Here is a 21,121-nt window from a genome sequence, read left to right as displayed (position 1 = left end):
CGGAATGATCGACCAAGCGCTCGACCTGTTGCTCAAGAAGGACATGGCGGGGTTCGCCGGCCTGTGGGCCGAGGACGGGCGGATGGAGTTCCCGTTCGCGCCCGAAGGCTGGCCCCAAGAGGTCAGCGGCCGCCAAGCGATCCACGACTACCTGCGCGACTACCCGAAGATGATCGACGTCCAGGACATCCCCTGGCGGAAGGTGCACGTGACGGCCGACCCGGACGTCACGGTGGCCGAGTTCGACCTCGAGGGCCAGGTGGTCGCGACCGGCAAGCCGTACCGCTACCGGTACATCGTGGTGATCACCGCGCGGGACGGGCAGATCGTCGAGTGGCGCGACTACTGGAACCCGCTCGCCGCAGGGGAGCTGGCGTGACCGTCCTCGTCATCGGCGGCACCGGCACGACCGGCAGCCGCGTCGCGCAACGGCTCGACCACCCGCGCATCGCCTCGCGCCGCACTGGGTTCGACTGGTACCGCCCGGAGACCTACGAACCCGCGCTCGACGGCACCACGGCCGTCTACCTCATCCCGCCCGTCGGCGAGATCGACCCGGCGCCGCACGTCCAGCGCTTCCTCGACGCGTCGGGTGACCGCAGGGTCGTGCTGCTCAGCTCGTCCGCGCTGCCGCACGACCCGAACGCCCAGCTCGTCAAGCAGCTTCCGGAGTGGACGGTCCTGCGCCCGTCGTGGTTCATGCAGAACTTCGTGGGCGACCACGCCGTCGCACAGGGCATCAGGCAGGGCGAGATCGTCACGGCCACGGGTGACGGCCGCGTCGCCTTCGTGGACGCCGACGACATCGCAGCGGTGGCAGCACGAGCGCTCACCGGGGAGCCGCACAACACCGAGCACGTGATCACCGGGCCGCGGGCGATCAGCTACGCCGAAGCTGCCGCGATCATCACGGAGCACACCGGCGTCGAGGTCCGGCACCGCTCGATCAGCGCGGCCGAACTGGCCGAGCGCCTCGAAAGCCACGTGCCGGCCCAGTTCGCCGCCCTGCTCGCCGCGCTCGACGAGGGCATCGCGAACGGCGCGGAGGACCGCGTGACCACCACTGTCGAGGACGTCACAGGGCGTCCGGCCACATCGTTCGAGGCATTCGTGGCTGAGCACCGCGACCGGTGGTAAATCCCCCTGCATGGTCATCACCACCGACTGGGTCCGGCTGCTGATCGTCTGCGTCGTCTTCACGGCAGCCGCCGCCGGAGTCGCGTGGGCCACCGATCTCACCAGGCCCCTCCCGTTCCTCAAGGCCGCCGTCCGCGCGGTGCTGCAGCTCGCCGCCGTCAGCGCGGTGATCACGTTCGTCCTCGCCCACCTGGGGCTCACCGGTGCGTTCCTGGTGGTGATGGCGACCGTGGCGACGGCGACCGCGGCCAGGCGCACGGAGACCGGCTGGCAGGGGGCCTGGGTGGGCGTGGCCGTGCTGATCGGCACGGTGCCGGCGCTCGGGCTGCTGATCGGGCTGGGGCTCGTGCCGATCAAGGGGATCGCGCTGGTCCCGATCGGCGGGATCCTCATCGGTGGCGCCATGACCACCACGACGCTGTCGGTCCGCAGGGCGCTCGACACGCTCAAGGACCGCCACGGCGAGTACGAGGCCGCGCTGGCGCTGGGGTTCGTCGAACCGGTGGCGGCGAGGTTCCTCGTCCGCAAGCCGGCCGCCGAGGCGTTGCTGCCGCCGCTCGACCAGACCAGGACGGTCGGGCTGGTCACCCTTCCGGGTGCTTTTGTCGGGATGCTGCTCGGCGGGGCGCCAGTCTGGCAGGCGGGTGCGTTGCAGCTGCTGGTGCTGCTGGCCCTGCTCGCGGTGGAGGTGGCCGCCGTCGCGACCGTGGTCGAGCTGGTCGCGAGGGGTCTGGTGCGCAGGGCTTCCCAAGAAGGAGAAGTTAGGCTAACCTAAGTCTCGTCGCTTCGTGGTGGGAGCGGCAGTCAGTTCGGGAACGGACGAGGCCCCCGCTCTGGGCAGAGCGGGGGCCTCGTCGTGTCCGGCAGCGGGAGCTTGTCGGAGCATCCACCGCCGAAGACTTCGCCGGACCAGCCGGGACTAGCCGAGCTGCAGGCCGTTCTGACCCGCGCGGGCGGCCTCGAAGCGGGCGGAGACGTCCTCCCAGTTGACGACGTTCCACAGCGCGCTGATGTAGTCCGCCTTGAGGTTGCGGTACTGCAGGTAGTACGCGTGCTCCCAGATGTCGAACGCGAGCAGCGGCGTGGTCGCGATCGACAGGTTCGAGTGGTGGTCCTTGAGCTGCAGCGTGACCAGCTTCTGGCCGATCGGCTCCCAGGCGAGGACGCCCCAGCCGGAACCCTGGATCGAGGACGCGGCGGCGTTCAGCTGGCCGCGGAACTTGTCGAACGAGCCGAAGTGCTCGTCGATGGCGGCGGCCAGCTCGCCGACCGGCTTGTCGCCACCGTTCGGGCTGAGGTTCTTCCACCACACCTGGTGCAGCGCGTGGCCGGCCAGGTGGAACGCCAGCGTCGTCTCGAGGCCGACGATGGAGCCGAAGGACTCCTTGTCGCGGGCCTCCTCGATCTGCTCCAGCGTGTCGTTCGCGCCCTTGACGTAAGCCGCGTGGTGCTTGCCGTGGTGCAGCTCGTTGATCTCGCCGATGATCGCCGGCTCCAGGTCGCCGTAGTCGTAGTCGAGATCCGGCAGCACGTACTGGGCCATGATATCTCCCCAATTGCAATCGCTTGGTACTTGCAACTTACTAGCAACAAGCACGAGTTAACCAGTTGCGGAGGCACGTACCGTCGAAAGCGTGTCCGTGCTGACAGCCAGGAATATTTCGCTGTCGTTCGGTCCGAGGACCGTGATCGCGGAGGTAGATCTCGATGTTTCGCCTGGTGAACGCGTCGGCCTGATCGCGCCGAACGGCGTCGGCAAGTCCACGTTGCTGCGGCTGCTGGCCGGAGAGCTGGTCCCGGAGACCGGAACGATCTCCAGCACCGCAACCGTGGCCCATCTGACGCAGGAGACCCTCCACCTCGCCGGGGAGTCGTTGCGCGACCACCTCGCCCGCCGCACCGGCGTCGGCGCGGCCGAGGCGCGGCTGCAACGCGCGGCGGAGGCGCTCGCGGAAGGCGGCGGCGAGGACTACCCGGACGCACTCGACCACTGGACCGCCATCGGTGCCGGTGACTTCGACGAACGCGCGGAAGCCGTCTGCGACCGCCTCGGCCTGCCCGCCGACCTGCTCGACGGCCGCGCGCCGGACCAGCTCTCCGGCGGCCAGCAGGCCCGGCTGCGGCTGGCGGCCGTGCTGCTCACCCGCGCAGGCGTGCTGCTGCTCGACGAGCCGACGAACGACCTCGACGTGGCCGGTCTCGACCTCCTGGAGTCGCACGTGCGCGGCTACCCCGGCGCAATCGTGCTGGTCAGCCACGACCGGGAGTTCCTCGCGCGCACCACGACCGCGATCGCCGAGCTCGACGAGTTCACCCACGGCATCACGGTGTTCGGTGGCGGCTGGGACGCCTACGTCGAGGAGAAGGCGAACGCGGACCGCCGTGCGCACGAGGAGTACGAGACCTACGCGGCCAAGCGCGACTCGCTCGCCCAGCGGTCGCGGCAGACAAAGGAGTGGTCGCGCAAGGGCGTGCGGAAGGCCACGAACGCCAAGGCGCTCAACGACGAACCGGGCCGCAACGTCCGAGCCGGGCGCAAGCGCGCCGCGGAGTCGCTCGGCGCCAAGGCGTCCGTTGTGGACCGTCAGCTGGCGCGGCTGGGGGAGGTCGACGAGCCGCGTGAGGCCTGGGAGCTGCGGCTGACCCTGCCGAGCGCGGGACGGGGCAGCTCGGTCGCGTTCACGTTGCGCCAGGCCGTGGTCAGCCGCGGCGACGTGTCGCTGGGCCCGGTCGACCTCACGATCGGCGCGGGGGAGCGGTGGCGGATCACCGGCGCGAACGGGACCGGCAAGTCGACGTTGCTGGGCGCGCTGCTCGGCCGCATCCCGCTGGAGTCCGGCGAACGCTCGATCGGGCCGGGAGTCGTGGTCGGCGAGGTCGACCAGTTGCGGGCGGAGTTCAGCTCCGCCGAGCCGGTCGTGCGGATCGTGGCGGCCGCGACGGGCCTGGAGGAGGTCGCGGTGCGCACGTTGCTGGCGAAGTTCCGGGTCGGCGCCGACGCCGTGCTGCGCCCCGCCCGTGAGCTCTCGCCGGGCGAACGCACCCGAGCGGGCCTGGCGCTGCTGCAAGCGCGCGGCACGAACTGTTTGGTCCTCGACGAACCGACCAACCACTTGGATTTGCCGGCTATCGACCAGCTCGAACAGGCCCTGGAGACCTACGAGGGAACGTTGCTGCTGGTCACGCACGATCGGAGGCTCGCTTCGGCCGTGCGGGTGGACCACGAGATCAACGTGCGCGACCTCCTCACGTTTCCACGCGCTAAGGGTGGAAGATATGGAGCATGACCACCGAGGAGGACTGGCCGGTCGAACAGACCTGGTCGATGCGCAACACCCACTGGCACGCCTACGTGGAGCACACTTCGCTCGACCACGCCTCTCCTCGCCAGGTCCGCCTGGAGCGCACGCCTGAGGAGGTGCTGACCTCTCCGGCCGAGGTGGCCGCGTGGCTCGAGGTCAACCTGCGCAGCGCCACGCGCCCGGAGGAGACCGGCAAGAAGCGGGTCAAGGACGAACGCGACTTCACCGACTCCAACCGCGTGCACGCCTCACTGGCCTCGCGCGGCGAGTCGATCTACACGGGCGTGAAGGGCGAGCTGACGCTGGCCGTCGAGGCGGTGACGCCGGACGAGTGCCGGATCTCGCACGACGGCGCGGACGTGGCACCGCTGAAAGCGGGTCGTCGCCGCTAGTGCGGTGACCACAATCTTCACCGTGTTTCCCGACGCTCAGCAGGGCACCTCGTGGGGCCGGCCCCACTATGCACCCGTCTGACCGCCGGGAAACGCGGCAAAGGTTCGTGGTCACCGCACTAGGGCCACACCCTGGGCCGGACACCCCGGGGAGACGGCGATTCGGGGGAGTCGTGAAGCGTTTCGTGCCGCGTCTCGGTGCGCTCGTTCTGGTCGCGGTGCTCGTCGGCGCCGTGGTGTGGCTGAGGCCTGAACCGCCGCGGCCGGCTCCGGTGCCGCCGAAGGAAGTCGTTCTGCAGTACGCGGACGGCACGAGGCTGTGGGGCAGCAGGGACGGTGGGCCGCGGCCCGACCTCGTGCGGCGGCTGGTCGCGGCGCTGGACGAGGCGGGAACGTCGCTCGAGCAGCTCGAACCCGCCGGTGCCGTCGTCCGCACGACGGTCGACGTGAAGGCGCAGACCGCGGCCGCCGCCGCTGTGGGCCGGTTGGCCGCGCCGAAGGGACTGGGCGCCGCGGTGACCGCCGTCGATCCCGAGTCCGGCGGTGTGCGGACCTACCTGAACCTCGATCGGCTCAAGGACCTGGCGGGCGGCGAGTCCGTCGCGCTGGGACCGGAGCTCACCCGGCCGTTCACCGAGGCAGGTCTGACGACCCTGACCCAGCCGCGGATGAGGCTGCTCGACGTGACGGCCGCGTACGCCGCCCTCGCCGCCGGAGGTGTCCAGCGCAGGACGCACTTCATCACCTCGGTCACCGCCGCGGACGGTTCGGTGCTGTACCGGGTGATCGGCGTCGCCGACCTCGCGGTCGACCCGGCGGTCGCGGAGCGGATCACCGCGCGGCTCAAGGAGAACAACGGGTGCGGCGGAACGGCGTGCGTGCTCGCCGCGTCCCCGTGGGCGGCCGGCCACACGCCGGAGCTCGCGGTCGGGGTGTTCGTGGACGAGGCCGGCGGCGCCGTTGACACCGACCTGTCCAGGACGATCTGGCAGGAGTTCCTCACCGGGCTGGGCCGCTGACCGTCAGCCGACGTGCCAGGTGTGCACGGGCTCGCCCGCGTGCATCAGCTCCATGTACCGCTTGAGCATCCCGGACAGCGCCGCGTCCCGGGACATGCCGCGATCCTCAAGCAGCGCAACGGTTTCCCGCTGCCACGACGACCCGGTGCGGCGGGCGAGGCAGCGCTGTTCGATCACGCCGAGGTAGCGTTCGCGGGCCTCGTCGGAGACGCCGCACTCGCGCAGGCCGTCGTGCGCCATCGGCAGCAGGCGGCGCAGCACCAGCTCGTCCGGCGGGATCCAGCCGATGCCCGGCCAGTACAGCTGGGCGTTCATCCCGTGCCGGGCGCCGGTGTAGAGGTTCTCCTCGGCCGCCTGGAACGACATCTGCGTCCACAGTGGACGTTCCTGGGTGGCCAGCGCGCGCTGGGCGCCGTAGAAGAACGCGGCGTTCGCCATCGTGTCGAGGACGGTGGGACCCGCGGGCAGGACCCGGTTCTCCACGCGCAGGTGCGGCACACCGTCGACGACGTCGTAGACGGGGCGGTTCCAGCGCCAGATCGTGCCGTTGTGCAGGCGCAGCTCCGAAAGACGAGGCGCGCCACCGGCTTCGAGGGCCTCGATCGGGTCCTCGTCGTCGGTTTCGGGCAGCAGGCTGGGGAAGTAGCGGACGTTCTCCTCGAACAGGTCGAAGATCGACGTGATCCAGCGTTCACCGAACCACACGCGCGGCCGGACGCCCTGGTTCTTGAGCTCGTCCGGGCGGGTGTCGGTGGCCTGCTGGAACAACGGGATCCGCGTCTCGTGCCAGAGCGCCTTGCCCAGCAGGAACGCGGAGTTCGCGGCGATCGCCACCTGGACCCCGGCCAGGCACTGGGCGGCGTTCCAGTGCGCGGCGAAGTCGGTCGGCTCGACCTGCAGGTGCAGCTGCACGGACGTGCAGGCGGCCTCCGGGAGGATCGACTCCGCGTAGCTCAGCAGCTTCTCGGGGCCCTTGCCCGGCATCGCCGGACCTTCCATGTGCAGCACCATCTCCTCGCCCCGCGCGGCGAAGATGGTGTCGTTGAGCAGCGCGTACCGCGGCGCGTCGGAGAGCCACTTCCGGTCGAAGTGCCGCTCCCGCAACGTGGGCAGCACGCCGATCATCGCGAGGTTCGCACCCACGTCGTTGGCCTTGGCGTCCGCGCTGTCGAGCGACTGGCGCAGTTCCTCTTCCAGGCCGAGCATCTCACCGCCGGCGAGCTCGCGCGGCGGGACGTTGATCTCGAGGTTCTGCTGTCCCAGTTCCAGTGTGTAGGAGGGGTCGTCGATCTTCTCCAGCACCTCGGAGTTCGCCATCGCCGGACGCATCGCGTCGTCGACGAGGTTCAGCTCGATCTCGAGTCCCATCTGCCGACGGGGAAAGGAGAACGTGTCCTCTGCGAGCATCGTCGCCAGGGCGTCCAGGCTGCGCTGCATCTTGGAGCGGTAGTGCTGACGATCGTCTCTGGTGAACGTGCGGCTGGACACTTCGCTTCCCATGCCGCTACCCCTTCGCTCGGCGCCGGTGGGCGCGGGCCAGGCGGAACGCCCAACTTGACACAGCGGTAACCACGTTGACATCGCCCAAATCGGTGCTCTCTGTCACGCCGGGGTGACAACCAGCGATCATCCGCTGGTCGGGCGTGTGGCGTTCCGCCCTCCGGACTACCCGGCCTGTTCCACCTCAGGCCGGGTGCAAAACTTCCGGAGTGGCAACAGTGATCGAGATCAACGACCCGGCCGACCCCCGGCTGGACGACTTCCGCGACCTGTCGACGGCCGACCGCAGGCCCGACCGGCCGGGCGGACGCGGTCTCGTCATCGCCGAGGGCGTGGTCGTGGTGGAACGCCTGCTGGCCTCCCCGTACCCGGTCCGCGGACTGCTCGGCGTGCGCCGCCGAGTTGAGGCGCTCGACCTCTCTGAGCTGGACGTTCCTGCTTACGTGACGTCAGCAGAGGTTATGGCGTCGGTCGTCGGTTTCCACTTGAACCGGGGTGTACTGGCCGCCGCCGACAGGGCCCCGGCCGTCGACCTGGACGCCCTGACGGACACCGCCCAGCGCCTCGCCGTGCTGGAGGGCGTGGGCGACCACGAGAACCTGGGTTCGATCTTCCGCAACGCCGCCGCCCTGGGCGTGGACGGCGTCATCCTGGGCCCCGGCTGCAGCGACCCCCTGTACCGTCGCAGCGTCCGCGTCTCCATGGGACACGTCCTGCGCGTGCCGTTCGCTACCACAGATCAGTGGCCCGCGACGCTGAACATGTTGCGGCAAAAGGGTTATACGGTTGCCGCCCTCACCCCGCACCCGTCCGCCCTGCACCTTGCGGACGCCGGTCTGCGCGGCCGCCGCGTGGCCGTCCTCCTCGGCTCGGAAGGCCCCGGCCTCACCGACGAGGCCATCGCCGCCGCCGACCTGGCCGTCCGCATCCCGATGTCCTCAGGCGTGGACTCCCTGAACGTCGCCACCGCCGGCGCCGTCGCCTTCTACGCGCTTCTTTGAGGGCTAGAGCAGCGTCAGGATCAACACGACCCAGGCCACCAGCACCCCGGTCACCACGCCGTACGACACCCACCGCCACACAGGCACCTTGCGCCCGAGCCACACACTCGGCGCCAGCCCACCCACGACCAACACGTTCGCGATGAGCGCCAACCACCTGCTGGTCTCACCAAGCCCGAGCGACAACGACACCACCGTCACCGTGACGATGGCCGCCGTGATGAAGCTGACCGTGAGCCCCGTCCCCCAAGGCGTCGGCTCAACTTCCTGCTCCTCTCCCACCACCGTCTGAACGGCCGCACGCTCCACCTCCTCCGGCGCGTCCACACTGACCAACTCGCCACTGACGGGGTCCGTGTACCGCACCGGAGCGTTCATGACGGCCGCAAGTCTGCCCGCGAGCTGCTTCCCCCGCCTCCTGACCAGAGCACTGGCCACCCCGTCAGCAGGCGTCTCGGTGCGCACAACGGCATCCGCGACCTTCGCCCACTCGTGCAAGGCCTCGGCCAGATCAGCGCCGAGGGGCAGGCTGTGCGGGTCGACCTCACGCTCGCCGGTCTCGTCCTCCCCGGCGAGCACGGCGCGGCCGTCCCGAACTCGCAACTCCACAGACCCTCCTCCGGGTGTCGTAGCGCAAAACCTATCGGACGTGGCTGGGAGGGAGAACGAGTTGCACAGCTCAGCTTCGGCTCCACACACGCCCCACGACCTTCCGCGGCCCGCCACGGCACCGCCCTGGGCTCGCCACGCAGGCTTCCGCAGGGGTCCCCCCTCGCACCTGGTTCCCCCGCGACCCAACGTACCGAGCAGGTCTGACAGTTTCGAAGCCCCGATGGACGGTGGGCGGTGCCAGGCACGGCAAAGCCGCGCCTGGCTGAGTCATCGAGCGAAGCGAGACGAGAAGCAAGCACCCCAGGCGAGCCTGATCGAGCCGAAGGCGAGGCTTTTCGACCTTCAGCGACAGGCAGCGGTACAGCCCCAATCGCTGTCGTCGCGAAGCGGCGATGAACTCCAGAACTTCGGCCAGTGCCCGCTCAACCCCGGTGCCAAGGTGATCGACCACGGTGTGAACCCGCCGTCTAGGCGCTACCGGCAAGTGCCGTTCAGGCTCCATCGTGGATCGCGTTCGCGCCAGATCCCCATTGGCGCGAACGCGACCCAGACCTACGCGAGCGAGTCGCGCCAGGCCGTGTGCAGGGCCGCGAACCGGCCCCGCTCACCGATCAGCTCCTCCGGGGAGCCGTCTTCCACCACAATGCCACCATCCAGGACCAGGACGCGGTCTGCGATCAGGACCGTGGACAGGCGGTGGGCGATGATGAACGCCGTTCGGTCGGCCAGGACGGTTTCCAGGGCGGACTGCACGGCGCGTTCGGTGGGGACGTCGAGGGATGATGTTGCCTCATCGAGGACCAGGACCGCGGGATTTGCCAGGAAGGCGCGCGCGAAGGCGACCATCTGGCGTTGGCCCGCGGAGAGGCGGCCGCCGCGTTTGCGGACGTCGGTGTCGTAGCCGGCGGGGAGGGCGGCGATGAACTCGTGGGCTCCCACCTCGGCGGCGGCGGCTTCGATCTCGGAACGGGACGCGCCGGGCCGGCCCAGGGCGATGTTGTCGGCGACCGAGCCGGAGAACAGGAAGTTCTCCTGCGTCACCATCGTCACGGCGCGGCGCAGGTCCACGTCGGCCACCGAGCGCAGGTCGACGCCGTCGAGCAGCACCGCACCCGACGACGGGTCGTAGAAGCGGGCCACCAGTTTGGCCAGCGTGGTCTTGCCGGCGCCGGTCGCGCCGACCAGGGCCACGGTCTGGCCTGCCGGGACGTCCAGCGAGAACGACGGCAGCACCACCCGCGAGGTCGACGGGTAGCGGAACTCGACGCCGGCGAACCGCACCGCGCCCCGCGCGTGCGCCAACGGCACCGGCGAGACCGGCTCCGGGACCGACGGTTCCTCCTCCAGGACGCCGGAGATCTTCTCCAGGGCCGCCGCGGCCGCGGAGTACGAGTTCGCGAACATCGCCAGCTCGTCGAACGGGTCGTAGAAGCGGCGCAGGTACAGGGTGAACGCGGCGAGCACACCGAGCTCCAGCGAACCGGACGTCACCCGGTACGCGCCCCACGCCAGCACCACGGCCAGCGACACGTTGCCGATGATGCGGATCGTCGCGGTGAACGCCGCCATCACGCCCAGCGCGTCCGTGTTCGCGTCGCGGTACTGGGCGTTCAGGCCCGTCATGATCTGCTCGTTGCGCGGCTGGCGGCGGAACGCCTGCACCGCGCGGATGCCGTTCATCGACTCGACGATCTGCACGATGATCTTGGCGATGGCGCCGCGGGTGCCGCGGTAGGCCTCCATCGAACGGCGGCGGAACCAGCGCCAGATCAGGTACGCCGGCAGGAAGCCCGCCAGCACGACCGAGGCCAGCGGCGCGTCGAGCCACAGCAGGATCACCGCGATGCCCACCACGGACAGCGCCGCGTTGAAGAGGCTGTCGAGCCCCTCCTCCAGCAGGTCCTGCATCGCGTCGACGTCGCTGGTCAGCCGGGAGATGACCTTGCCGGACGTGTACGACTCGTGAAAGCCGACCGACAACCGCTGCGAGTGCCGGAAGATCCGCCCGCGCAGGTCCAGCAGCAGGTCCTGCCCGACCCGGCCGGAGATCCGCAGGAACGCCCAGCGCAGGAACGTCGTCGCCACCGCGCACGCCGCGTACCCGGCGACGCACCACGCCAGGATCGACGCACCGCCGTCGATCGCGGCCGGGATGCCCTGGTCGATGGCGACGGCGATCAGCAGCGGCCCCGCGAGGTTCGCGAGGTTGCCGCCGAACACCGACGCCACCGCGAGCGACGCGCGGGCGACGTGCGGGCGCAGCAACGATCCCAGCAGCCGGCGCGAACGGGCCTGCAGCCGCAGGCCCGTCGAGTGCGACAGCTCCTCGATCTCCTCCGCGGCGACGCCGCGCCACTCCTCTTCCTCTGCGACAGCTCCTTGTGCCACAACAGCTTCACTCACGACGCCACCTCCTCTTCGATCAGCTCGTCGTCCATGCTGGACAGCAGCCGGCGGTACTCGTCGTTGGTGTCCAGCAACTCCCGGTGCGACCCGACCGCGGCGATCTTGCCGTCGACCAGCATCGCCACCCGGTCGGCCAGCTGCACCGTCGACGGGCGGTGGGCGACCACCAGCGCCGTCACCCCGCGCAGCACCCGCCGCAACGCACCCTCGACCTCGGCCTCGGTGTGCACGTCCAGCGCCGACAGCGGGTCGTCCAGCACCAGCACCGCCGGCCGCCCGACGACCGCGCGGGCCAGCGCCAGCCGCTGCCGCTGACCACCGGACAGCGACAGGCCCTGCTCGCCGATCCGCGTCGCGAGGCCCCACGGCAGCGCGTCCACGAACTCCTCGGCCTTCGCCACCCGCAACGCCTCGCGCACCCGCGCCTCGTCGACGTCCGGCACGCCCAGCGCCACGTTCTCGGTCACCGACGCGGAGAACAGCACCGGCTCCTCGAACGCCGTGCCGACCACCCGCCGCAGGTCCTCCAGCGACAGGTCCCGCACGTCCACGCCGTCGATCGTCACGCGGCCACCGGTCACGTCCGCCAGCCGCGGCACCAGCGCCGTCAGCGTCGTCTTGCCCGAACCCGTCGCGCCGACCAGCGCCAGCGTCTCGCCCGGCCGCAGGTCGAGGTCGATCCCGGTGAGCACCTCGCGACCATCCTCGAACGCGAAGCGCACGTCCTCGAACCGCACGTGGCCGCGGATCGGCGCGGGCAGCGACACCGGCGCGGCGGGGTCGGCGATCGTCACCTCGACGTCGCGGACCTCCCAGTACCGCTCGGCCGCCGACGCCGCCTGGTTCGTCTCGGCCAGCAGCCACCCGATCGAGTCGATCGGCCACCGCAGGTACGCGCTGACCGCCACCGCCGCGACCAGCGCACCCACCGTGAGCCAGCCGTTGACGATGCCGATGGCACCGACCGCGAGCATGCCCGCGATCGAGAGCTCCGGCAGCACGATCAGCACCGACCACAGCGCGGCCAGGATCGAGACCTTCTTCAGCTCGGTTTCGCGCAGCTCACGGGCCTGTGCGAGGAACCGCTTCGACAGCTCGGGTCCGCGCCCGAACGCCTTGAGCACCCGGATGCCGAGCACCGACTCCTCGACCGTCGTGGTCAGGTCGCCCGCCTGGTCCTGCGCCCGGCGCGCGACGACCTTGAACTTCGCCTCGAAGAAGTACGAGATGACGATCAACGGCAGCGCACCGCACAGCGACACGATCAGCAGCCACGGCGACAGGAAGGCGATGATGCCCATCCCGATCACCACGACCACGCTGTTGACGATCAGGAACACGATGGCGAACGCCACGAACCGCCTGATCGTGCTCAGGTCGTTCGTGGCGCGGGAGAGCAGCTGACCGGACTGCCACCGGTCGTGGAACGAGACCTGCAACCGTTGCAGGTGCTGGTAGAGGTCGGCCCTCATGCTGGCCTCGACCTCGGCGGCGGGTCGCGCCGCGAGCTTGCGCCGCACGTAGAACAGGCCTGCCTCGCCGAGCCCGAGCGCCAGCACGCCCAGGATCAGCCACGGCAGGACCGCGGTCTCCTTGTTCTGGATGGGTCCGTCGACGATGCGCTGGGTGAGCAACGGGATGCCGAGTCCACACAGCATCGCGAGCATCGTCGCCGACAGCACGACGCTCATCCGCGCGCGGTGCGGCCGCACGTACGGCCACAACCTCCGCAGCGTCCTGATCGTCGAGTTCCGTTGATCGCTCACGCGATGAGCCCCCTCTTGGTGTTCCTCGACAGTACGAAGGAGCACCGACACTCAGCATCCGGTTTTTCCGCTCCCCGGAGCCTCTTGGCTCGACTTAGGTCGAGGTCAAGGGCACGATGACCACCATGACGCGGTTTCTGCGGACCGAGCAGACGATGGCGTTTCCACACGGACGGCTCATCGCCTCACGCGATGGGGTGAACTACGTCCTCGCGCCGGACGGCTGGGACCACCTGGCCGGACAACGCCTCAAGCACGCCATGTCCGTCTCCCGCGAGGAGGCGGAGGACTGGTGCGAGCGGGAGGGCTGGGACCTGCACCTGCTGGACGACGTGCCGTCGCCCTGAACCGGGTTCGCTCCTGGGCTACTTCTTGAACGTGAACAACGCCACCAGGCCGTAGGCCACGGCCGCGAGCAGCGCCTCGGCGTGGTGCCGGTTGCTGAACCACCCGAGCAACGGCTCGTGCACCTTGAAGTAGAGCCCGACCCCGAGCACCACCGGTCCGAGCAGGATGATCGGCCACACGGGCCGCACGCCGAACACCCACAGGACCGGCCCGGCGAGCACGAGCGACGACACCAGTGCGATCGGCAGTCCGATCAGGACCAGCAGCAGGAACTCCGACATCGACTGGCTGTCGAGCCACGACTTCAGCACGCCGCCCTCGTAGGCCCACGTCCAGCCGAGCACGAGCCCGGCGCCGACGGCCATCGACAGGAGGACGCGCAGCAGCAGTCGTCGTCCCGTCCTACCCGTCTTGCCCGCGGTGCTCTGTTCCGTCACGCATGCCACCGTAATCGCTCGTCGGGACCCGGAAAACCCGCCAGCGGGGCACCGGCGGGGTGACCACCCCGGCCAGCACGCACCCGGCCACCGGGATCACGAACGACAAGTACCCCCAGACCAGGCCTCCCCACACCACCATCACGACCATGAGCAACACCGCCGGCCCGACCACCGACCACGGTCGCGGCTGCCGGGTCAGCTGGAGCAGCCAGCCGTACAACAGGGCGGTGCCGGCAATCCCGAGCTGGAGCAGGAGCAACCACATCCACGGGCCGAGGAAGTGCAGGGCGGAGTGGCACGCCCACGTGACGGCCGTTCCGAGCACCCCGGCGACGATCCCGGTCAGCACCCGCACCAACAACGTCATACGACCCGCCTCCGCGAGGTGAAGAGCGCCGCGAGCGCGTAGGCCACGCACGGCACGAGGATCAACGCGGCCTCGGCGTACTGCGGGTGGGCGTGCTTCGAGAACGTCCGCGCCATCACCAGCGACACGACCACCACGACCCACAGCCCGCTGCCGATCCCGGTCGCCCACAAGCCGCGTTCCTGCCGCCCCAGCCGGAACCCGCCGGCGATCAGCACGCCGGCCACGAACATCCAGAACGCGAACAGCACCGGGATCGCCGCGAACACCAGGTGGGCCGGGCCCCTGGACGGCAGCTGGTGCAACGTCACCAGAAAACCCGCGCCGACGACCCCTCCGGTCACCGCCCCCACGACCACGCGCACCACCATGCGCCCACAACTACCTGATCAAGGCCCTGACCAGGCCGTTGTGCACAGAACCTCTACAACACCTTCACGAACGCGGCGTCGTCACCACAGCGGCGAGCGCGTACAGCACGGCGAAGATCGGAACCGCGGCCCAGAAGTACCCGAGCGCGAAGAACACCGTCGTCGCCACGGCCATGAGCGTCGCGGGCACGGCGAGCCAGGGCCGCGGCACCTTCGCGGCCCGCAGCGCGAGCCACCCCGCCACCGCGGCCACCACCGTGAAGATCGGCACGGTCATGACCGCGGTGCCGAGGCACCCGTAGTCGTCCTTCGTGCAGACAGCGCCTGATGCGATGAGTCCGAACACTCCCCACCAGACCAGCCCGAGGAGTGCACCCACTCCGGCAGCCAGCGCGACACGACGTCCCATGATGGCGTCGCCGTCTCAGTCAGCGGTTCGACCGCACGCCGAGTAAAACGTCTTCCCACGACGGCACGATGGGGTGGTTCTTCTTCCCCCTCTTGGGCGGAGGGTCCTTGCGGACCGGCTTCTCCGCCGCGGGTGCCGGCTCCGGCTCCGCCGCTGGAGCAGGTGCGGGAGCGGTCGCCTGGGCCGGAACCGGTGCGGGCTCCGGCTCGGGCTCCTCCTGCACCGGCTTCTCCACCACCGCGGGCGGTGGCGCGGGAGCCACGGGAGGCGGTGGCGCGACCGGCTCCTCCGCCACGGGGGCGGTGAGCACCGGGGTCGTCTCCAGCGCCTGCCTGGCCAGCTGCGTCACCGGCCGCACCGTGCGCAGCGTGCGGTTCGGGTTCGGGTCCATCAGGTCGACCGCGGCCTCGTCCAGCGCCGTGACCGTGCCGCCCTGCGCACCGGGGTGGAACGCCCAGTGCGCCCGGTTGTCCGAGCGACCGGTCTTCCAGTGCAGCTGCACGATCCAGCGGCCGTCGTCACCGCGCCACGAGTCCCACGACGTGTCGCTCAGGTCGTGGCCGCGCAGCCCGAAGGAGTGCGCGACGACCTCGCCGAGCGTCTGCACGTCCGGTCCGTCCTCGCGCACCGGGTGCGCGCGCTGGGCCATGTCGGCCGTGCGCGACCGCTCCAGGAGCACGGGGTAGGCGAAGCGCTCGACGCGGTGCGTGGGCAGCCCGGCGGCGGCGGCGACCTGGTCGATCGACTCACCGGCGCGGATGCGGGCCTGGATCTCGCGCGGCCGCATCTGGGCCTCGCCGGACTCGATCTGCATCTGGCCGAGACGGGCCAGGTCACCGCGCAGTGCCGCCCGCAGGCGCTCGTCGGCGGGGAGCTTGAAGCGCTCGCCGCGGTTTTCGGGGTCCTCGAGGATGACGGACTTGCCGTCCTCGTCGAGCCCGATGACTCGCAGCGCTCGCATCGTGGCCTCCCTGAATTCGCACCTCGCCAGCAGACAACGTTAGGACAACGAGCCGTCCTTCAGTGGGAGACTCGCCGATATCTCAACGTGATCTTGCCAGTTCACGAGGCCTGTCGCACGCCGGTTTCCGGAAGGTTCACCTGGACCACCAGGCCGCCTCCCCCGTTCGGACGAGCCTTCACCGAGCCCTGATGGGCCTTCGCGACGGACTGCACGATCGACAGTCCGAGGCCCGATCCGGCGGTCCCGGTGCGGTCGCGCAGACGTCGAAAGGGCTCGAACAAACCGGGTACCGCCTGGGCAGGGACGGTGGGGCCGGTGTTGGTGACGGTGAGCTCTTGATCAAGCATGATCGACACCGACCCGCCGGGCTCGTTGTAGAGGACGGCGTTGCGCAACAGGTTGCCGACGAGCTGGGCAAGTAGGACCGGATCACCGTCCACCAGATACCGGCGAGTCCGAACCGCAAACGTGACCTTTTTCTCCGAAGCGAGTGCCGCGCAGGACTCCACTTCGTCCTCGACGACCTCGTCCAGCCACACGAGCTCACGCGTGGTGAGCCCGCGGTCGCTGCGCGCGAGCACCAGCAGCCCGTCGATCAGCTTCTCGCTGCGCTCGTTGGTGTCGAGCAGGTGCGCGCCGAGCCGCCGGGTCTCGTCCGTCGCCTTCGGGTCCGCGAGCGCCACCTCGATCAGCGTCCGCTGCACCGCGAGCGGCGTGCGCAGCTCGTGCGAGGCGTTCGCGACGAACCGCTTCTGGCTGTCGAACGACGACGCGAGCCGGTCGAGCATCCCGTCGAAGGTGTCGGCGAGCTCCTTCAGCTCGTCCGGCGGCCCGTCCAGCTCGATCCGCTGGTCCAGGCGCGTGGCCTCCAGCCGGTGCGCGGTCGTGGTGATCTCGTGCAACGGCGCGAGCACCCGCCCGGCCACCACCCAGCCCAGCCACACCGCGAGGACCGCCGCGACCACCAGCGCGATCGCGGACTGCCAGAGCACCGTGCTCATGACGTCGATCTTGACCGCCGTGGCCGTCATGACGACGGCGTCCATGGGCAGCGTGGCCACGTCCAGCGTCTGCAGCCGGTCCATGGGGACCGTGCGCGCCACCGCGCCCTGCGAGGCCACCGCGACACCGTCGGCCGGCGGGAACCAGTCGGCCAGCAACCAGTAGTTCAGCCCGACGAGCGCGATGCCCGCGATCAGGAACACCCCGGCGTACCAGGCCGTCAGCCTGGTGCGGAGCTTCACGGGCCGAACCGGTAGCCGGCACCGGGCACGGTCTCGATGACCTGCGGCGCGCCCAGCTTGCGGCGCAGCGTCATCACCGCCACCCGCACGGCGTTGGTGAACGGGTCGGCGTGCTCGTCCCACGCCTTCTCCAGCAGCTCCTCCGCGCTCACCACGGTGCCCTCCGCCCGCATCAGCACCTCCAGCACCGCGAACTCCTTGGGCGAGAGCGGCAGGAACCGCCCGTCCCGCGACGCCTGGTGCCGCGGCAGGTCCAGCGTCACCCCCGCGCGCCGCAGCACCGGCGGCAACGCGGGCCGCGCGCCGGCCCAGCGCCTGCACCCGTGCCACCAGCTCGGCGAACGCGAACGGCTTGGTCAGGTAGTCGTCGGCACCGAGCCCGAGCCCGGCCACCCGGTCGTCCACCCCGGCCGCCGCGGTGAGCATCAGCACCCGCGCCTCGCCGCCGTTCGCGTGCACGGCCTCGCACACCTGGTCGCCGTGCACCAGCGGCAGGTCGCGGTCGAGCACCACCACGTCGTAGGCGTGCACGCCCACGCGTTCCAGGGCCGCCTCCCCGTCGTAGCAGACGTCGACCGCCATCGAGAACCGGCGCAGGCCCTCGGCGACCGTGTCCGCGAGCAACCGTTCGTCCTCGACCACCAGCACACGCATGACGCCTAGTTTCCGCGAACGGGGCATAAGCGCCGGATAAAGCCTTTCGCTTAACGCCGGCGAATGACGCCCTCCGTAGACCTGTCGCCATGAAACCCACCATCGCTGTGCTGCTGGGCCTGCTCCTGGCGCTCACCGCCTGCGGGTCGAAGGACCAGCCGGCCGCCCAGAAGGACGAGAAGGGCGACATGGTCAAGTTCGCCCAGTGCATGCGGGAGAACGGCATCGACATGCCGGACCCGGAGGAGGACGGTCGCCTCGGCGTCGCGATCGGCGGCGAGGACGGTGTTCCTCTCGACCAGGACAAGATGAAGACCGCCCACGAGGCCTGCAAGGAGCACCTGCCCAACGGCGGCGAGTTCAAGCCGCCGTCGCCGGAGGAGCAGGACAAGCTGCGCCAGCAGGCGAAGTGCATGCGGGACAGGGGGTACAACTGGCCGGACCCGAAGTTCGACGGCGGCGGCACCGCCGAGGCGATCGAGCTGCCCGACATGGAGAACGACAAGGTCAAGCAGGACATGAAGGACTGCGGCCTCGGTGAGGGCATGGTTGCGGCGAGGCCCGTCGGATGAAGCGCCGCGTGAACCGGAAGGTCGTCGTCGCCGCACTCGTCGCCGCGGTGGTGCTCGGCACCGGCGGGGTCGTGGTCCTGACGAGAGTCGCGTCGAACCAGGCCAACGCCGCACCGCTGCAGAACGACCCGGCGAAGACGGCGCCGGTGAAGAAGACGAACCTCGCCGACCAGCAGCAGATGACCGGCCAGCTCGGCTTCGGCGCGGAACGCGGTCTGTCGAGCCGGAAGGGCGGCACCGTCACCGGGCTGCCGAACGCCGGCTCCGTCATCGAGCAGGGCAAGCCGGTGTTCCACGCGGACGCCAAGCCGGTGCCGCTCTTCTACGGTTCGCTGCCGCTCTACCGCGACCTCGAGTCGGGCATGTCGAACGGCCCCGACGTCAAGGTGGTCGAGGAGAACCTCGCCGCCCTGGGGTACAAGGACTTCGGCACACCTGACGAGAAGTTCACCTACTACACCGCCACGGCGCTGAAGAAGTGGCAGAAGGCGAACGGCCTGGAGCAGACCGGGAAGCTCGGTTCCGGCGACGTCGTGGTCCAGCCGGGCGCCATCCGGGTCGCCTCGCTCACCGCCCAGCTCGGCGCCCCCGCCGGCGGCGACCTGATGAAGGTCACCGGCACCGAGCGCGCGGTGACCGTCGAGCTGGACACGGCCAAGCAGCGCCTCGCCAAGCAGGGCGAGAAGGTCGAGCTGTCGATCACCGGCGGCAAGCCCACGACGGGCACCATCACCGGCATCACCCGCACGGCGGGCGACCCGAACCAGGGGCAGAAGGCCAAGATCGTGCTGACGATCTCCGTCGACGACCCCACGGCCGCGGAGGGCCTGGAGACCGCCAACGTCACGGCGCTGTTCACCGTGTCGGAGAAGCAGAACGTGCTCGCGGTCCCGATCGGCGCGCTGCTCGCGTTGAACGAGGGCGGCTACGGCGTCGTCACCGACGACGGCAGGACCGTCCCGGTCACCGTCGGCATCTTCGCCAAGGGCCAGGTCGAGGTCCAGGGCGACGGCCTGCGCGAGGGCATGAAGGTGGTGACCACCGAGTGATCACCGTCGACCACGCGAGCCGGACGTACCCCGGTGGCGTGCAGGCGTTGCGCGACGTCTCCCTGACCGTCGGGGGCGGGGAGATGCTCGCGGTCGTGGGACCGTCCGGCTCGGGGAAGTCGACGCTGCTGCACCTGATGGGCACGCTCGACAAGCCCACGACGGGCCGCGTCGAGATCGACGGCCACGACGTCTCCTCGTTGTCGGACAACGCCCTGTCGGCGCTGCGGGCGCGCACGATCGGGTTCGTGTTCCAGCAGTTCTTCCTCACCGAAGGCCTGTCCGCGATCGAGAACGTGGCCTCCGGCCTCGTCTACGCCGGCGTGCCGCGGTCGAAGAGACGGGCGCTCGCGATGTCCGCTTTGGACAGGGTCGGCCTGATCCACCGGGCGCTGCACAAGCCGCACGAGCTGTCCGGCGGTGAACGCCAGCGGGTCGCGATCGCGCGGGCCGTGGTGAACACGCCGGGGATCCTGCTGGCCGACGAGCCGACGGGGAACCTGGACACGAAGAACGGCGCGGGGGTGCTGGAGCTGTTGGAGAGCCTCAACTCCGACGGCACGACGATCGTGATGATCACGCACGACCGCGACATCGCGGCCTGGGCGCCGCGCAAGATCGAGGTCCGGGACGGGGTGATCGTTTGACTGCGCTCACGAACCGAGTGTCTCGGCGTGTGCTTCCTGGTTCACGGCCGACAGCGGAAGGGAAGGCCCTTGCCGTCTGACATCAGCTCCACAGGCATCGCCCGAGAAACCCCGGGCTACGGCTCGACCAGCCGCAAGAATGTTCTTCGCCGCGTTGAGATCCCGGTCGTGCCGGGTGCGGCAGCCGAGGTTTCGCGCTTTGCGGTCCATGCTTCGAGGTCTGGGCACCCGTGTCCCGTCGCTGGTCGTCACGAAGTTCCTCAGCCCGAGGTCGAGCCCGATCTCACGGTTCGCGGGCCGGGCAGCTGCAGAATCTCGGACGTCCACGGCGAAGGACACGTACCAGCGGCCGTCGGGTTCGCGGGAGACGATGACCGTCGCCGGGTTCAGCTCACCAACGTCCACTCCGGTGAACGACCAGGTGAACGGCAACGGGGTGCTCATCTTCGCCAGCGTCAGCGAACCGCCTCGCATGCGAAACGCCGATCGAGTGCAGTGCGCGCTCTGCCTGCCGGTGCGGGACTTGAACCGCGGGTAGCGAGAGCGTCTCGAGAAGAAGTTCTGGAACGCCGAGTGTTGGTGGCGCAACGTCTGTTGCAGGGGCACGCAGGACACTTCCGACAAGAAACCGAGAACGTCACTTCGCTTCCAGATGGTGAGCGTGGCATCTGTTTCCCGATACGACGTTCCCTTGTTTTCCGTTTTGTAGCGACGATTCCGGTCGTTCAACGTCTTGTTCCAGACAAGACGTACACATCCGAAAGTCCGCGACAGGGCCGCGGCTTGTTCAGGGTTCGGGTGGGCCCGGCACTTGTAGGCCGTTCGCACACAAACCAGCCCACTGGTGTCGACTGCACGAACTCGACGCAGGGTCTGGATCGGAGGTTGTCGTGATCGACCTGCTGCGCCTCGGGTTCTTCG

The 21,121-nt window shown here is 69.9% G+C and carries 23 protein-coding genes and 1 pseudogene; 11 read left to right on the top strand and 13 right to left on the bottom strand.

What is annotated here, in order from left to right; genetic code table 11:
* The first annotated feature begins 4 nt into the window (after window positions 1–4).
* The 3 genes from BBK82_RS11470 to BBK82_RS11460 are packed head-to-tail and all read left to right on the top strand — an operon-like array spanning window position 5 to window position 1,912.
* Window positions 5–379 carry a nuclear transport factor 2 family protein gene (locus tag BBK82_RS11470; RefSeq protein ID WP_065914994.1) on the top strand — a complete coding sequence of 125 codons (375 nt, stop codon included), beginning with the start codon at window positions 5–7 and terminating at the stop codon, window positions 377–379.
* Entirely contained in the window at window positions 376–1,137 is a 762-nt protein-coding gene (locus BBK82_RS11465; RefSeq protein WP_065914993.1) for a Rossmann-fold NAD(P)-binding domain-containing protein, read from the top strand. Before BBK82_RS11470 ends, BBK82_RS11465 begins: the two co-directional genes overlap by 4 nt.
* Before the next feature lie 10 nt (window positions 1,138–1,147).
* On the top strand, window positions 1,148–1,912 hold the full coding sequence (locus BBK82_RS11460; protein ID WP_065914992.1) for an ABC transporter permease: 765 nt from the start codon (window positions 1,148–1,150) through the stop codon (window positions 1,910–1,912).
* Between the two features lie 144 nt (window positions 1,913–2,056).
* Here BBK82_RS11460 and BBK82_RS11455 read toward each other — a convergent pair whose 3' ends face one another.
* Window positions 2,057–2,680 (bottom strand): superoxide dismutase, encoded by a 624-nt coding sequence (locus tag BBK82_RS11455; RefSeq protein ID WP_065914991.1) that lies wholly within the window; start codon window positions 2,678–2,680, stop codon window positions 2,057–2,059.
* Window positions 2,681–2,771: 91 nt separating this feature from the next.
* Here BBK82_RS11455 and BBK82_RS11450 point away from each other — a divergent pair, with 91 nt between their 5' ends.
* The 3 genes from BBK82_RS11450 to BBK82_RS11440 all read left to right on the top strand — a co-directional run bounded on the left by BBK82_RS11450 (window position 2,772) and on the right by BBK82_RS11440 (window position 5,850).
* Entirely contained in the window at window positions 2,772–4,424 is a 1,653-nt protein-coding gene (locus BBK82_RS11450; protein WP_065914990.1) for an ABC-F family ATP-binding cassette domain-containing protein, read from the top strand.
* Entirely contained in the window at window positions 4,421–4,831 is a 411-nt protein-coding gene (locus tag BBK82_RS11445; protein ID WP_030467775.1) for a hypothetical protein, read from the top strand. Before BBK82_RS11450 ends, BBK82_RS11445 begins: the two co-directional genes overlap by 4 nt.
* A gap of 173 nt (window positions 4,832–5,004) precedes the next feature.
* A complete protein-coding gene (locus tag BBK82_RS11440) occupies window positions 5,005–5,850 on the top strand; it encodes a hypothetical protein (protein ID WP_065914989.1) in 846 nt (281 codons plus the stop codon).
* Between the two features lie 3 nt (window positions 5,851–5,853).
* Here the strand turns inward: BBK82_RS11440 and BBK82_RS11435 are convergent, their stop codons facing one another.
* Complete coding sequence (locus BBK82_RS11435) at window positions 5,854–7,350, bottom strand: glutamate-cysteine ligase family protein (RefSeq protein WP_065914988.1); 1,497 nt, start codon at window positions 7,348–7,350, stop codon at window positions 5,854–5,856.
* A 209-nt stretch (window positions 7,351–7,559) separates the two neighbouring features.
* On the opposite strand from BBK82_RS11435, the gene BBK82_RS11430 reads away from it, so the two are divergent.
* A complete protein-coding gene (locus BBK82_RS11430) occupies window positions 7,560–8,351 on the top strand; it encodes a TrmH family RNA methyltransferase (protein ID WP_065914987.1) in 792 nt (263 codons plus the stop codon).
* 3 nt (window positions 8,352–8,354) lie between these two features.
* Here BBK82_RS11430 and BBK82_RS11425 read toward each other — a convergent pair whose 3' ends face one another.
* The 3 genes from BBK82_RS11425 to BBK82_RS11415 form a co-directional block, all read right to left on the bottom strand.
* Window positions 8,355–8,960, bottom strand: coding sequence for a DUF2537 domain-containing protein (locus BBK82_RS11425; RefSeq protein WP_065914986.1), 606 nt, complete (start codon window positions 8,958–8,960; stop codon window positions 8,355–8,357).
* Between the two features lie 555 nt (window positions 8,961–9,515).
* Window positions 9,516–11,366, bottom strand: a complete 1,851-nt coding sequence (locus BBK82_RS11420) for an ABC transporter ATP-binding protein (protein ID WP_065914985.1) — start codon at window positions 11,364–11,366, stop codon at window positions 9,516–9,518.
* On the bottom strand, window positions 11,363–13,135 hold the full coding sequence (locus BBK82_RS11415) for an ABC transporter ATP-binding protein (RefSeq protein WP_065914984.1): 1,773 nt from the start codon (window positions 13,133–13,135) through the stop codon (window positions 11,363–11,365). Before BBK82_RS11415 ends, BBK82_RS11420 begins: the two co-directional genes overlap by 4 nt.
* A 125-nt stretch (window positions 13,136–13,260) precedes the next feature.
* Between BBK82_RS11415 and BBK82_RS11410 the strand changes: the two genes are divergently transcribed.
* Window positions 13,261–13,482 carry a hypothetical protein gene (locus BBK82_RS11410; protein WP_237048140.1) on the top strand — a complete coding sequence of 74 codons (222 nt, stop codon included), beginning with the start codon at window positions 13,261–13,263 and terminating at the stop codon, window positions 13,480–13,482.
* Between the two features lie 18 nt (window positions 13,483–13,500).
* Here BBK82_RS11410 and BBK82_RS11405 read toward each other — a convergent pair whose 3' ends face one another.
* The 7 genes and pseudogenes from BBK82_RS11405 to BBK82_RS11375 form a co-directional block, all read right to left on the bottom strand.
* Entirely contained in the window at window positions 13,501–13,920 is a 420-nt protein-coding gene (locus tag BBK82_RS11405; RefSeq protein ID WP_154697253.1) for a hypothetical protein, read from the bottom strand.
* Window positions 13,886–14,290 (bottom strand): hypothetical protein, encoded by a 405-nt coding sequence (locus tag BBK82_RS11400; protein ID WP_065914982.1) that lies wholly within the window; start codon window positions 14,288–14,290, stop codon window positions 13,886–13,888. The genes BBK82_RS11405 and BBK82_RS11400 overlap by 35 nt, the downstream gene beginning before the upstream one ends.
* The gene (locus BBK82_RS11395) at window positions 14,287–14,661 is read right to left on the bottom strand and encodes a hypothetical protein (protein ID WP_065914981.1); all 375 of its coding nucleotides are present in this window, start codon (window positions 14,659–14,661) and stop codon (window positions 14,287–14,289) included. Before BBK82_RS11395 ends, BBK82_RS11400 begins: the two co-directional genes overlap by 4 nt.
* A 64-nt stretch (window positions 14,662–14,725) precedes the next feature.
* Window positions 14,726–15,070, bottom strand: a complete 345-nt coding sequence (locus tag BBK82_RS11390) for a hypothetical protein (protein WP_154697252.1) — start codon at window positions 15,068–15,070, stop codon at window positions 14,726–14,728.
* Between the two features lie 19 nt (window positions 15,071–15,089).
* Window positions 15,090–16,031, bottom strand: a complete 942-nt coding sequence (gene sepH / locus BBK82_RS11385) for a septation protein SepH (protein ID WP_065914979.1) — start codon at window positions 16,029–16,031, stop codon at window positions 15,090–15,092.
* A gap of 101 nt (window positions 16,032–16,132) precedes the next feature.
* On the bottom strand, window positions 16,133–17,278 hold the full coding sequence (locus tag BBK82_RS11380; RefSeq protein ID WP_065914978.1) for a sensor histidine kinase: 1,146 nt from the start codon (window positions 17,276–17,278) through the stop codon (window positions 16,133–16,135).
* Window positions 17,275–17,932, bottom strand: a pseudogene (locus BBK82_RS11375) (response regulator transcription factor). Before BBK82_RS11375 ends, BBK82_RS11380 begins: the two are co-directional and overlap by 4 nt.
* An 89-nt stretch (window positions 17,933–18,021) precedes the next feature.
* On the opposite strand from BBK82_RS11375, the gene BBK82_RS11370 reads away from it, so the two are divergent.
* The 3 genes from BBK82_RS11370 to BBK82_RS11360 are packed head-to-tail and all read left to right on the top strand — an operon-like array spanning window position 18,022 to window position 20,200.
* Window positions 18,022–18,504, top strand: a complete 483-nt coding sequence (locus tag BBK82_RS11370; protein ID WP_065914977.1) for a hypothetical protein — start codon at window positions 18,022–18,024, stop codon at window positions 18,502–18,504.
* An 8-nt stretch (window positions 18,505–18,512) separates the two neighbouring features.
* Complete coding sequence (locus tag BBK82_RS11365) at window positions 18,513–19,553, top strand: peptidoglycan-binding domain-containing protein (protein ID WP_237048139.1); 1,041 nt, start codon at window positions 18,513–18,515, stop codon at window positions 19,551–19,553.
* Entirely contained in the window at window positions 19,550–20,200 is a 651-nt protein-coding gene (locus tag BBK82_RS11360; RefSeq protein WP_065914975.1) for an ABC transporter ATP-binding protein, read from the top strand. The genes BBK82_RS11365 and BBK82_RS11360 overlap by 4 nt, the downstream gene beginning before the upstream one ends.
* A 6-nt stretch (window positions 20,201–20,206) precedes the next feature.
* Here the strand turns inward: BBK82_RS11360 and BBK82_RS47450 are convergent, their stop codons facing one another.
* Window positions 20,207–21,028, bottom strand: a complete 822-nt coding sequence (locus BBK82_RS47450; protein WP_071812579.1) for an RNA-guided endonuclease InsQ/TnpB family protein — start codon at window positions 21,026–21,028, stop codon at window positions 20,207–20,209.
* Between the last annotated feature and the right edge of the window lie 93 nt (window positions 21,029–21,121).

Origin of the sequence: Lentzea guizhouensis (assembly GCF_001701025.1) — a bacterium.
Taxonomy (GTDB): domain Bacteria; phylum Actinomycetota; class Actinomycetes; order Mycobacteriales; family Pseudonocardiaceae; genus Lentzea; species Lentzea guizhouensis.
This window is presented reverse-complemented; position numbering and strand designations above follow the sequence as displayed.

Excerpts from the sequence above, each read along its gene's own strand:
- sepH (WP_065914979.1), bottom strand. The coding sequence starts at position 16,031 with ATGCGAGCGCTGCGAGTCATCGGGCTCGACGAGGACGGCAAGTCCGTC.
- BBK82_RS11410 (WP_237048140.1), top strand. The coding sequence starts at position 13,261 with ATGACGCGGTTTCTGCGGACCGAGCAGACGATGGCGTTTCCACACGGA.
- BBK82_RS11400 (WP_065914982.1), bottom strand. The coding sequence starts at position 14,290 with ATGACGTTGTTGGTGCGGGTGCTGACCGGGATCGTCGCCGGGGTGCTC.
- BBK82_RS11455 (WP_065914991.1), bottom strand. The coding sequence starts at position 2,680 with ATGGCCCAGTACGTGCTGCCGGATCTCGACTACGACTACGGCGACCTG.
- BBK82_RS11435 (WP_065914988.1), bottom strand. The coding sequence starts at position 7,350 with ATGGGAAGCGAAGTGTCCAGCCGCACGTTCACCAGAGACGATCGTCAG.
- BBK82_RS11460 (WP_065914992.1), top strand. The coding sequence starts at position 1,148 with ATGGTCATCACCACCGACTGGGTCCGGCTGCTGATCGTCTGCGTCGTC.
- BBK82_RS11470 (WP_065914994.1), top strand. The coding sequence starts at position 5 with ATGATCGACCAAGCGCTCGACCTGTTGCTCAAGAAGGACATGGCGGGG.
- BBK82_RS11370 (WP_065914977.1), top strand. The coding sequence starts at position 18,022 with ATGAAACCCACCATCGCTGTGCTGCTGGGCCTGCTCCTGGCGCTCACC.
- BBK82_RS11390 (WP_154697252.1), bottom strand. The coding sequence starts at position 15,070 with ATGGGACGTCGTGTCGCGCTGGCTGCCGGAGTGGGTGCACTCCTCGGG.
- BBK82_RS11395 (WP_065914981.1), bottom strand. The coding sequence starts at position 14,661 with ATGGTGGTGCGCGTGGTCGTGGGGGCGGTGACCGGAGGGGTCGTCGGC.
- BBK82_RS11445 (WP_030467775.1), top strand. The coding sequence starts at position 4,421 with ATGACCACCGAGGAGGACTGGCCGGTCGAACAGACCTGGTCGATGCGC.